Source organism: Cyclobacterium plantarum (genome assembly GCF_011290685.1).
Lineage (GTDB): Bacteria > Bacteroidota > Bacteroidia > Cytophagales > Cyclobacteriaceae > Cyclobacterium > Cyclobacterium plantarum.
Genome location: NZ_JAANYN010000008.1, coordinates 101,804 through 114,457, shown reverse-complemented (window position 1 = coordinate 114,457; position 12,654 = coordinate 101,804). Strand labels below are relative to the sequence as shown.

7 protein-coding genes and 1 tRNA gene are annotated in these 12,654 nt (G+C 43.1%); 4 read left to right on the top strand and 4 right to left on the bottom strand.

The genetic code is table 11. From position 1 onward, the window contains the following. Nucleotides 1-23 precede the first annotated feature (23 nt). From G9Q97_RS17960 to G9Q97_RS17950, 3 genes are all read left to right on the top strand, one after another. Nucleotides 24-1,940, top strand: a complete 1,917-nt coding sequence (locus G9Q97_RS17960) for a RagB/SusD family nutrient uptake outer membrane protein (RefSeq protein WP_246255769.1) — start codon at nucleotides 24-26, stop codon at nucleotides 1,938-1,940. Nucleotides 1,941-1,988: 48 nt separating this feature from the next. Continuing rightward, a complete protein-coding gene (locus G9Q97_RS17955) occupies nucleotides 1,989-2,693 on the top strand; it encodes a DUF3823 domain-containing protein (RefSeq protein WP_166149337.1) in 705 nt (234 codons plus the stop codon). A 76-nt stretch (nucleotides 2,694-2,769) separates the two neighbouring features. Next, nucleotides 2,770-4,098, top strand: coding sequence for a glycoside hydrolase family 71/99-like protein (locus G9Q97_RS17950; RefSeq protein WP_166149335.1), 1,329 nt, complete (start codon nucleotides 2,770-2,772; stop codon nucleotides 4,096-4,098). Nucleotides 4,099-4,102: 4 nt separating this feature from the next. Here G9Q97_RS17950 and G9Q97_RS17945 read toward each other — a convergent pair whose 3' ends face one another. The 3 genes from G9Q97_RS17945 to G9Q97_RS17935 all read right to left on the bottom strand — a co-directional run bounded on the left by G9Q97_RS17945 (nucleotide 4,103) and on the right by G9Q97_RS17935 (nucleotide 8,774). Continuing rightward, complete coding sequence (locus G9Q97_RS17945; RefSeq protein ID WP_166149333.1) at nucleotides 4,103-5,113, bottom strand: aldose 1-epimerase; 1,011 nt, start codon at nucleotides 5,111-5,113, stop codon at nucleotides 4,103-4,105. Nucleotides 5,114-5,132: 19 nt separating this feature from the next. Next, a complete protein-coding gene (locus G9Q97_RS17940) occupies nucleotides 5,133-7,304 on the bottom strand; it encodes an outer membrane protein assembly factor BamB family protein (RefSeq protein WP_166149331.1) in 2,172 nt (723 codons plus the stop codon). Between the two features lie 105 nt (nucleotides 7,305-7,409). Next, entirely contained in the window at nucleotides 7,410-8,774 is a 1,365-nt protein-coding gene (locus tag G9Q97_RS17935) for an enolase C-terminal domain-like protein (protein WP_246255768.1), read from the bottom strand. A 683-nt stretch (nucleotides 8,775-9,457) separates the two neighbouring features. On the opposite strand from G9Q97_RS17935, the gene G9Q97_RS17930 reads away from it, so the two are divergent. Next, nucleotides 9,458-11,989: a galactose oxidase gene (locus G9Q97_RS17930; protein WP_166149329.1), complete on the top strand. Its 2,532-nt coding sequence runs from the start codon at nucleotides 9,458-9,460 to the stop codon at nucleotides 11,987-11,989. A 270-nt stretch (nucleotides 11,990-12,259) separates the two neighbouring features. Here G9Q97_RS17930 and G9Q97_RS17925 read toward each other — a convergent pair. After that, nucleotides 12,260-12,348, bottom strand: a tRNA-Ser gene (locus G9Q97_RS17925). Between the last annotated feature and the right edge of the window lie 306 nt (nucleotides 12,349-12,654).

Below are 12,654 nucleotides of genomic sequence, written 5' to 3'. Positions count from 1 at the left end.
GAAAATCGAACTTTAAATTCAAAATGATGAAGGTATTTAAATTTATAAATTGTGTTTTGCTGGCAGCTACTGTAAGTCTCCTGCCGAGCTGTACAGAAGTACTGGATCTAGAGCCCCAGGATAAACTGCCTGTAGAGGCTGTTTTTGGCTCACCAGCAGGGGTCAAACTATATATGGCGAACTTGTATTATCAATTGCCAACTGAAGATTTTCTTTTCTTTAACTCAGGATTTAATCAAAACCAGGGCGGGCCCAATAATGGCGGACAGACCAGGGCACAATCCACGGATGAAGCCGTACATTCGGAAGCCGGTGGGCTAAATAATGGACCGAATGGAAATGGCGATAACATGAATAATTACTGGATTGCAGGTTATTCCCTGATCCGGGATGTGAATTTGCTGATTGATGCCATTCCAACCCTCAACATTCCTGAAGATGAAAGAGAAAAGTTGAGTGGAGAAGCGGCCTTCGTTCGGGCATTTGCCTATTTCGGCATTGCCATACGCTATGGTGGATTGCCCTTGATCAAGGAAAGTCAGGAATACCTTGGCGATGCGGAATCACTGAAAGTTCAGAGAAGTACTGAAAAGGAAACTTATGATTATATTCTATCTGAGCTGGACATTGCCATCTCCAAACTCCCGGAATCCTGGGATGGGGAGCGAAGGGCAACCAAATGGGTAGCATTGGCATTAAAATCCCGCGCTGCCCTCCATGCTGCTTCATTGGCGAAATTCTGGGATAAAGCGCCCCTAACAGGCGATGCAGTTGATATGGGCTATGTAGGAATGTCGGCCAGCGATGCAGATACGTATTATGCAGAATGTATTGATGCTTCAGCCGAAATTATGGATTCTGGGGTATTTTCCCTTTTTCAGCCCACGCCTGCGACTCCCGCGGAAGCGGCAGAGAATTACAGGAGGATGTTTCAGGATCCAAACATTGCGTTGAACGAAGCCATTTTTATTAAAGGCCATACGATTCCAGGAAACAGAAGAGGCCATAATTATGATATATGGTTTACTCCTGCCCAGTTGGCTAACGGCTGGCCACATCCGGGTCGGATGAACCCTACTCTGGATCTGGTGGACAAGTACGAAACGTACACCAACCCCGGAGAAGAAGCACCGATCGTCACGACATCCGAGGGAGACATTGACGATTACAATGGCTACGATGCGAGCAAAAATTACCTGCATTTTGACGATCCCAGGACTCCTTTTGAGGATAAGGATGCCCGGTTACATGCCACTGTCGTTATTCCAGGAAGCACCATGAAAGGAGAGGAAATAGTCATTCAGGCTGGCTTTATATTACCGGATGGAACGCCCCGAATCCGAACAGGAGGATCAGTCGAAGTAGACGGCGTCACCTATTACAATTATGGGGGTCCCACCACCAATGATTATTCCGGATTTGACGGTTTTGGAGGAAACAATACAAAGACCGGTTTTTCATTTAGAAAATTCCTTAGTGATGATCCTGTTACTCCCGGATGGAATCAGAGCACTACGGACTGGGTGGAATTCAGGTATGCAGAAATTTTATTGAATTATGCTGAAGCGGTTACAGAGAGCGGTCTTGGGGATGAGGCAAGGGCAGCCGAAGTCATGAATGATATCCGAAGACGTGCAGGGCATACCACTGAAATACCCCTAACCATTGCCAATGTGATGCGGGAAAGAACCGTAGAACTTGCCTTTGAAAATAAAAGGTGGTGGGACCTGATCAGAAGAAGAGAAAGGCATGAGCTATTTGAAGCGCAGATATCCCATGCACTCCAGCCGGTACTGGACCTAAGGGTGAGCCCACCTCAATATATTTTTATTCGTGCCAATGTGCACAATATGAATCCCAGGACCTTTTTGATCAGGGACTACTACCTATCTATTCCCGGGGTTGGTGCCAGTGGTGTGATTCAAAACCCAACAGGTTAATTTAGTATTATCGAGTGGTATATAACTAGTAAAATTTTGAAAATAATCATGATGAAACAGATAAAACATATCCTATATTTTGCCGTGCTGGTGATGGCAACATCCTGCGAAATAGATAATTATGACCAGCCAAATGCAGAACTTTACGGTACATTTATAGATGAAGGTACCAATGAGCCCCTGGCCCAGGACATTATCAACGGAACTGTGATTGAGCTAATCGAACAGGGCTGGGTAGAAGACCAGACCAATGTTACACAAACCTTAGTAAGCAAAGGTGACGGAACCTATCAAAACAGTCAGATCTTTTCAGGAGAATATCTCGTACGTGCCGTGAGAGGGAATTTCCATGATATTCCTCCCATAGAGTCAATGGAGATCAAGGGTAGGACTGAATTGAATTTCCTGGTTACCCCATACCTGAGGATTATTGATCCGGTGATTGAAAGGGTTGGTTCTACGGTTACGGCCACCTTTAGGATCGAACAGACTTCTACGCAGGAAGTATCCAGAATTGGCCTTTATGTTCACCCCAATCCAAATGTCGGTAACCCAATGACGCTTACCTCCAGAGTGGAAAGCAATATCAACCGGCTTACTGATCCATCAGAAACGTTCTCTCTTAGCATTGACCTGGATGCAAATTCCAGTACCTTGTTGCAGGGAAATCCATATTATTTCAGAATCGGTGCAGTGAGTAGCGCCGGCTCAGCCAAATATAACTATGGCCCAGCAGTGAGATTTACCATTTGATTTCCTGTACAATTCCCACCTCCACTTTGTAAACGGTGGGAATTGTTTTTTCAACCCAGAAAACATTTGAAAAAATATGATTAGAAATCCATTTGATATTTTAACGCTCCTTTGTATATTTTCAGCAGGCTGCATCGACAATCAGGCAGCATCAGTGCCCCAGGACCCAGATGAACCTGCTGAGGTGACTGAGATCGTTTATGATGAAACAGGCTTACTTTACACCTCTTTGGATCAACTGGTTATGGCCGGATACCAGGGATGGTTTGCCGCAGAGGGTGATGGTTCAGACAGGGGCTGGTACCATTACCAGCGTGCAGGGAAATTTGAACCCGGTTTTTCTACGATAGATTTTTGGCCTGAAGTAAAAGAGTACTCACAAACATATGAGACTGCCTTTCGACACCAGGATGGTTCTCCTGCATTTGTCTACAGTCCCTATGACGAAGAGAGCGTGGACCTTCATTTTAAATGGATGAAAGACTACGGAATCGACGGCGTGCACGTGCAACGTTTTGTGGTTGAAATCAAAGAAGGGAATGCAAAAGGGAAGCGCCACTTCAACAAAGTACTTTCCAATGCCCTAAAAGCAGCTAAAAAATACGACCGTGCAATTAGTGTTATGTACGATCTTAGTGGTAGTACTCCTGAAGATGTGGCCTACCTGAAACAAGATTGGGAAGCATTGCAAGCTGAGTTCAACCTGTTTGACAATGAAGAAAACCCCACCTATGTAAGACACAATGGAAAACCATTGGTGACCATCTGGGGTGTAGGGTTTAATGACAATAGAAAGTATACGATTGAAGATGTAGGCCGCTTGGTGGAGCAGCTGAAAGGTCCGGAAAATAAGGTGTCCATCATGCTAGGTGTACCTTATTATTGGAGAACTTTGAACAGAGATACCACACCTTCCACGGCTTTGCATGACCTGATCAAAAAAGTGGATGTAATCATGCCCTGGGCAGTGGGCAGATACAACAGTGAAAGTTATGCCAACACTGCAGGAGGTGTTTTATCTGCGGATATGCAATGGTGTAAAAACAACAATGTGGATTACATTCCTTTGGCTTTTCCCGGTTTTACCTGGGGGAATTTGAGGTCAGATCCTGACTTGTACGATCAGATTCCACGGAATGAGGGTGAATTTCTGTGGAAGCAGGTAGCCGGAGCAAAACAAGCCGGGGCCAGCTCTTTGTATGTGGCCATGTTTGATGAAGTAGATGAAGGTACGGCCATTTTCAAATGCCTCAAAAAAGGTGAGGTTCCACTAAATGGAAGCGGCAAATTTATGGGTATTGAAGAAAGCCTGGATTCAGATTATTATCTCTGGCTCACAGGTCAGGCTACCCGATGGTTTCATGGGGAAGGCGGTTTTGGTCCCCAAAAACCAATAAGACATTAGTAGATTAATTCTTACCCGGTTCAAACGAGTAAAATGTATATTCATTTTGATAATACACTGTTTCTCCGGGTAAGAGTTTTATCCTAATATAAGGCTCAGCGCAGTAAGCGGATGGATTGGCCCAAAAAACCAATTTCTCCAATGGCCTATCCCCCTTCACCATTACACCGGCTCCGGTTTTACTATTTTCCAGGGAAAATTGGTGATCTGCGGCACCACGCCCAAATCCCCGCAAGCCGCTGCTGTATACCTGTTCGCCTTTGAATAAGCTTCTTTCAAACCTGATCTCCCCTCCTTTGATATTTGCCAATGTGCCAAAGCCCCGGGTAATGCCATCCCCTTGGTCAGGGGCAGTGATATGATAAGGAAATGTAAATTTAATGTCAGGCCCAGTGGGTTCCCCATCCAATACAAAGAAATGATGGTTGTAGGCTGTAGTATTAATGGGTTTCTTGCCAGTGTTTTTTAAACTATACGTAAGCAGCATTTTTGGTTTTCCATTTACCAACTTTACTGTTTTAGTGTACTGATAACCATAGCCGGTTTCGTCTTGAAGGTTATGGGTAAATTCTACCCGGTCTTTATAAGGGGTAACCGTCCATTTCCCCGGGTTGGTTATGTCATAGGTAAACATAAATCTGTATCCATCCTCCTCCACTTTACGCAGGCCACCGACTCCTATTTTTATGAAAGTTTCTCCAGGGTCGGCTTCTTCATAACCCAAGGGGCCAAATTCATCGACCGGTCCCATGATTGCATCATTGATTTTAGGGTCGTATTTTTCAAACCATTGGCCAAAATATTCATGACCGTCGAATTGCAAACTTGAAATGACTCCTGACCAGTCAAATCGAGAGGCCCGGTAATATCCGGTTTCAGGGTCCGGAAGATAGAGGTGGGCAGTCAGAAGTCCGTTAGAAATTTTTACTTCAGGAGGTTTGGTATTTACTGCAATACCAGTCCACACCACAAAAATGAGGAAGGAGAAATGTCTGATTTTAATTTTATTGCCCATTTCACGGAAGATTTAATGCTTACTTTAATGTAAATGCGATATAACTGCCACCCAATTTCTGCTCTCTCCCCCCTCCTGCTGCGATTACGATATATTGTCTGCCATCTACTTCGTAAGTAATGGGTGTGGCAAAGCCTCCGGCAGGAAGCTGGAATTCCCAAAGTATTTTACCGGAACTTTTATCAAAAGCCCTTATTTTTTCGTCTTTGGTGCCTGCAATAATAACCAGGCCTCCGGCCGTAACTATCGGACCTCCATAAGAGGTGGTTCCTGTGATGGGTATACCTTTATCGGCAAGTTCAGGGTATTCGCCCAGCGGAACACGCCACAAGTATTCACCGGTATTCAGGTCAATCGCATTCAATGTGCCCCAGGGTGGCTTTACTCCCGGATAGCCGTCCTGATCTGTAAACCGCTTCCAGGGGTTACTGACATAGGCAGGAATGTATGGAAATCCATTGGCAGAATCAGGTTCATCGAGCCCTTTTGCCACCGGCTGGGTCACTACCATGATGGTATCTGCGGAGGATTGGGTAATGAATCCAAGGATACTGTCCCTTTCTTTCTCCGAGAGGTAATGGAATGAAGGCATTCTGCTTCCCCCTTTCTGTATCAGATTTTTTATTTCCTCCAGAGGCATTTTTTTGTTGATGTCAATGAGCGATGGCAATTCGGGACCGCTTCCTTTGCGGTCTTTTCCATGGCAGGAGGCGCAATGTGTTAAATATAAAGCATTTCCCTGAGTTATTGGTCGACTTTGTCCTTTGTTTGCTACAATAGTATTCCTTTCATACATTACCAGCTCCCAGGGTTCTTCATTGGAATTTTGGTACAAGACCCCATTTGGATCAATGGCATTGCCTCCCCACTGGGCACCGCCGCTATATCCAAACAGTAATGTTCCATCGGTACTGGGAGGGGCAAACTTATTGTCTGTCTTAATTTGGAGAAATCTTTCCTTTACAAACGCATGGGCTTCGGGAGAAAGGTCCGTAATATCATCTTCCGTAAATACCTGCCTGGCAAAAGGGGCAGGTTTTAGCGGGTATTTCTGTGTGGGATACGGGTGTTCACCTGGAAGTCCATTTGTTGGAACCGCCCGTTCCTCGACCGGAAACAGGGAGGTGCCATTTTCCCTGTCAAGCACATAGATCAGACCATCTTTGGTCGCCTGTACGACCACATCGACATTTTTACCATAGTGTTTTACTGTAGCAAGATTGGGTGGACAGGCATGATCCCGGTCCCAAAGATCGTGATGAATGGTTTGATAATACCATTTCATTTCTCCTGTCAGCGCATCCAATGCCAGGATACAGTTGGCAAACAGGTTAGCCCCCTGCCGGTCTGCACCGTAGAAATCCGAAGCGGGTGAACCGGTTCCAAAAAACACGATTCCCCGCTCTTCATCCAGCGTCATGCCACTCCAACTGTTTGCTGCCCCGATTTTTTTATAAGCATCTTTTGGCCATGTATCGTAGCCAAACTCCCCTGGTTGCGGAATGGTATGGAAAACCCATACCAATTCTCCGCTGAGTACGTCAAAAGCCCTGATATGTCCGGGTGCGGCATTTCCGCCTTCTGATGTAGCGGACCCAATTATTAGTGTATTTTGATAAATTACACCGGGACTGGTCGCATTGACAGACAGTTTGCTGACATCATGATCCATATTTGTTTGAAGGCCTTCTTTGAGGTTAGCTCTTCCATTTTTCCCGAAATCCTGCACTGCTTTGCCATTCTTTGCATCTACCGCGTACAATCCGGCACCAACGGTATAAAGAATGCGCTGATCTTCTCCATTTTCCCAATACATCAATCCCCTGCTTTGGTGGGGTCGGTCCTTTTTTTCGGGTAGGAATTTCCAGATCTCTTCCCCCGTATCTGCGTGCAGGGCAAACAGATTTAATTCTGGAGTCGTGCCATACAAGATTCCGTCGATGACGATGGGTTGGCACTGGATAGCCCCCTCCCTGGTGACAGCGGCGTTGTACATCCAGGCTATTTCCAGGTTATGTACATTTTCCGTATTAATCTGGTCTAGAGGAGAATACCTGTTCCCTTGTTTATTTCCCCCATATGTGGGCCAATCTGTCCCTGCAATCAGTGCATCAGGTTGATCAGGCCAGAAATATAACAGGCAACAACCAATAAACAGGATGCTTGTCATCCAAATTATTCTTTTTCTCATGGGTAGAATCTGTTAATTTAAGTAGTGGTCGCTTTTTTTCAATCGGGCCGACCGGATGACCTAACCAGTAAGCTTTGGAAACCTGGTGTCAGTTAAGTACAGTTGTTAAGGCTTAATGATGGTCCCATCTCCCTTGCGCAAGGTACCCATGCCATTATGTCTGATAGGGTATTTTGCCGCTTCAGTTTCATTGATGTCAATTCCCAAACCATATTTTTCAGTTACGGTAAAATAGCCGTTTTCCATAAGAGGTGTTCCGGGAAATACTTCCTGAACACGGGCATTGAAAAACTGCCCTTCCTGTATTCCAAAATTGTATACTGCCAGATTAATGTGGTTGTTGGCCTGGTGGCCAACCGGGGAAGTATCTCCTGGACCGTGCCAGGCCGTTCTTACATTAAACCATTCACCCAAACGTGCTACTTTCATGGCTGGGGTAATGCCTCCGATCTGGGAAATATGACAACGAATAAAGTCAAAGAGCTGATTGACCATTGGGTCTCTGAATTCGTTGATGTTGTTAAACAATTCCCCCATCGCCAGCGGAACGCTGGTAGTGGTCCTAAGTTGCTTAAACCAGCCCATATTCTCAGGAGAAAATGGATCTTCTATAAAGAAAGGGCGATAATCCTCCAATTCCTTGATCATATTGATGGCTTGTATCGGTTCCACCTGTTCGTGCATGTCATGCAAAAGTTCCACTTTTTCACCACAAGTCTTGCGGACGTATTCAAACATTTTTGGTACGCGTCTCAAATATTCACCCTGGTCAGAATATCCATCTGTTTCCCTTGCATAACCTGCTGCTTTAAAATCTGGAACAACTTTTCCAAATGTCCCGGTACCTCCATATCCTCCCTGCTGTATACGTACGTGCCTCCAGCCCTGATCCATATATTTCTGAACTTCGTCCGCTATTTCTTCGACAGTTTTACCACTGGCATGGATATAGGTATCTACATTAATTCTGCTTCTTCCACCCAACAACTGATAAACGGGCATTTTGGCTCGTTTTCCTTTTATATCCCATAAGGCTTGATCCAAACCTGATAGCGCATTATTTAAAACAGGGCCATTCCTCCAATAGGAACTTACATAGGCAGACATCCACAGATCTTCAATATTGTCTACGTCCCTTCCGGAACAAAAATCATTGAGATAAATATCAATTGCCGGAACTACCACCGCCGCCCGCTGGGTAAAGGTGGCACAGCCCAAACCGTATAAGCCCGGTTCGGAAGTTTCCACTTTTACTATTACCAGATTTGATCCACCTGGTGCTGTGGTGATTGCCCTGACCCGGGTAATGGTGACAGGTGCTGCTCCTTTTTGATAGGCCGGTGTTTCATAGGTGGACGCCCTTGCTTCAGCACTATCCATAAGTCCAAACAAGCCAGCCGTTGAACCCATTGCCAGCATTTTTAGAACATTTCGCCGATTTGAAGGGAGAGTGAAATTTTGTGTTTTCATTTTAGAGGTTTTTTTAGGTTAATATTTTTTTTGGGTTTGTAAGACAAATCAAAGCCCAAAAACTCCTTAGAGAAAAGCAGGGCATTTAACTGCTGCAATTAAAAATAAGCAGGTTAAAAAAAGATTAATGGAATATTAATGGTTGAGTGAATAGCCGATTATACGCTAATTCTTTTAAAAAAAGAATTAAAAGTATCCCGTTGACTACCAATTATTAAGAGAAAATTGTTCGGTGATGACACCAAAAAATAACAAGGTTGAAATTAGAATTTTATTAACTTTCGCCATAGTGCTATCCTCTGCAGCTTGTTAACAAAGGGTACCAGGATGAGGATAAAATGCAGATTCAACCATTAAATTTTCCCAATTACCGGATCAAATGCTGCTGGAATGCCATATAGTAATTAACTTAATAAAAAGTAATCAGACAAGAGGAATGGTACCTTATTGTCATTGAAAATAAACTGGTGTCATGACAACGCTAGAATGACCTGCAATGCGGTATTGGATTTTGAGTTGGATTAACGAGCATAGCCCTGGATATATATGCTTTTGGGAACGTTGAAATAGCTCAAAAGACGCACTGGATTAACATAGATTAAGGCTTAACATGACACCATGCAAAAGCAAATAATAAGACAGGACTCAGGCTGGCTAGTCTTGTGATTCAATTGACCTACAAAATGAAATCCTGCTTCCAAAAGTATCTTTTACCAATTTTTATAGTTTTTAGTTTTTCAGGCCCCATTTCAGGCCAATATTATGGTTTATCATTTGCAAGTAGCGAGGCCATTCAGGACTTGCGAACCGGATTGGACCTAAGCCCAGGTAAGACCCTGTGTTTTGACAATAATTTTCAGTTGTCTTTTGACGTCTCCTTTCAACCTGACCAATTGGAGTATTTTGGTTATATCTTCCGCATTATCAATCAAAGAAACCAAAATTTCGATTTAATCAGTAACCTTACCTCCCCAAATGGCAGTCAATTTGTAATTATAAACCAGGGTAATGCTGCCCCCCATTCCTTTGATTTAGAAAATACAGGAATCTTTAACCAATGGGCTAAGTTTACCTTTGATTTTGATTTAGAGAATCGGCTGCTCACCTATTCCTTTTTAGGCATAAAAAAAACCGAACCTTTATCTTTTGAAAAAAACAGCTGTTTTAAAATATTGTTCGGGTCCAATGACTATCCCAAATTTAAAACTACTGATGTTCCGCCGATGAATATCAGGAATATAACCATACATGAGGGGGATTATCTTAGATACGAGTGGCTTTTGGATGAATATTCCGGGAAAGTGGCAAAGGAAAAAATTGAGGGCCAGGATGGGCAGGTGGAAAATCCCTTGTGGGTAAAAAAAATGCGAATGGAATGGAAGTTGCTCAAAAGTTTTTCCGTAGAAGGGCCGATTAGTGTAGCTTTTGAGGAAAGTGAGGAACTGATACATTTTGTCGGGTTAGATTCTTTGATCAGCTTTTCCTGCGCCAATAACCAAATGATACATACTCCCTACGAATCGGGAAGACTTCACCTATCACGAGGCAACCAGTCATTATTCAATCAGTATACAGGGCAGCTTTACACCATTTATCCGGATCAGCAAAAAATAGCAGTTTTTGATGAAAAAACCCGTACATGGGACAAAAATTTTGACCCTCCTGAGCGTATAACGGATAATTGGCAATTCAATAAATTCTATTCCAGACAGGATAGTTCTATTTACCTTTTAGGCGGCTATGGACATTTTATATACAAAAATAAGGTGAAACGATATCACATCCCAACCGCAACATGGGATTCAATAATGCCTCCTTCTGATTCCTTTGTGCCCAGGTATCTTTCTGCATTGGGTCAGGTGGATAGCGGAGCCTACATTCTGGGGGGTTATGGGACCGAAACCGGACAGCAGATCCATAATCCAACGAATCTTTATGACCTTTTATATTTTAATGTGAAAGACACAACCTTTGAGAAAATTACTGAATTGAAAATTAAAAACGAGGAATTTGTTTTTGCGAATTCACTGATTATTCAGGAAAAGACGCGCACCTATTACGGGCTGACTTTTTCCAAACACCTGTTCAATTCAAATCTGCGTCTTATAAAAGGTTCTCTCGATTCTGCAGATTATTCCCTGGTAGGAAATAAAATTCCTTATAAGTTTTATGATATCAACGCCTTTGCCGACCTATTTTATTCCCCCAATCTGGACCGGTTTTTTGCGGTTACCCTATTTCACAATACAGACAACCAAACGGAGGTATCGATATATTCCATCGCCAACCCACCACTTCCATTGGCACAGGAGGGGGAACCTTTCTGGAATTATGGGTTGAATTACATTTTACTGGTTGTTGCCGGACTGGTTGCTTTGGTTGGCGTAATCCTATACATCAGCAGAAAGAAATTAAGTATCGGTCAGGCTCCCTCGATAGAATCAATTCCCAATTCACATATATCCAGCCCGGATGAAGGGGTTATACAAGACCGTAAAAATATCATTTACTTGTTTGGTGTATTCCAAATGTTTGACAGTGAAGGAAATGACATCACCAAAAATTTTACCCCGCTTATACGGGAATTATTCCTGGTCATGTTGCTTTTTACCATCAGGTGGGAAAGGGGCATCAGCTCGGAAAAGCTCAAAGATTTGCTCTGGTTTGACAAACCGGCAGAGAGTGCAAGAAACAACCGATCGGTCAACATCGCAAAACTAAAAGCAATTCTCGCCAAAGTAGATGGCTGCCATATCTCTAAAGAAACGGGATATTGGAAGGTAAACACGGACCCCACCAAAATCAGAGTGGATTACCTGAAATACCATCATATCGTACAGGACAAAAACACCCTGAACAAAAGTATCATTCAGGAGCTAATCGCAATTGTCCACCGGGGAGGTTTTCTCTCCAATCTTGAACATGAGTGGTTGGATAGCTTTAAGGCTGAAATCAGTAATGAGGTTATTGATATATACATTCATTTTGCCAATTCCATGGACATTGCAGAAGATCCTGAATTTATGATAGAAATTGCCAATTACATCTCTTATTTTGACCTGGTCAATGAGGAGGCAATGATGTTAAAATGCAAAGCCCTGGTACACCTGGGAAAGCATTCCCTGGCAAAAAAAGTCTTCGATAACTTCAGGAAAGAATACAAGAATATTTATAACGAAGACTTTATCAAAGACTTTCAGACAATTTTGGATTAATCCAGTAGTAGGCTCTATTTCCAAACTTGAGCGTCCTGTACGTTCAGGATTAAATTCAAAAAGAAACGAAAACCTCTTGAACTTTCACATTGGGAATTAACTTATGCTCGATTTTAGAAAAAAACAAACACTTCATTTATTACGCCATGGCCACGATCAACTCCGGCCATTCGATATCTTTTACCCGATCATCAGAACTGCCTACTCAGCCCCAATTAAAAAACAAAAACCCTAAACTACTCACTAAAAGTAATTTAGGGTTTTTATATGTAGAGAGTGGGGGATTCGAACCCCCGGTACGCTATTAGACGTACGACAGTTTAGCAAACTGCTGGTTTAAGCCACTCACCCAACTCTCTGATTGTAATTCAACAATTTGACATATTTTAGAACAAATCCCCATCACAAAGGCTTGTCAGGCTATGCCCTATTTGGATGCAAATATAATCGATTATTTTCCATTTTAACAACAACAAACCACCAAATAATGGCTGAAATTGCCCTAAAATCCAACTTCAAAAGTTAAGCTCCTGTACCTCAATAACAAAATAGCTACCCACTACCACTGCAATATTTATCAGTCTGAAGAAAAGTCCCTTTAAAAACACCCTGAATTTGCCTGAGAAAAGCGAATTGAGCGTGCCATTCCTCAGATCAACCGGAAA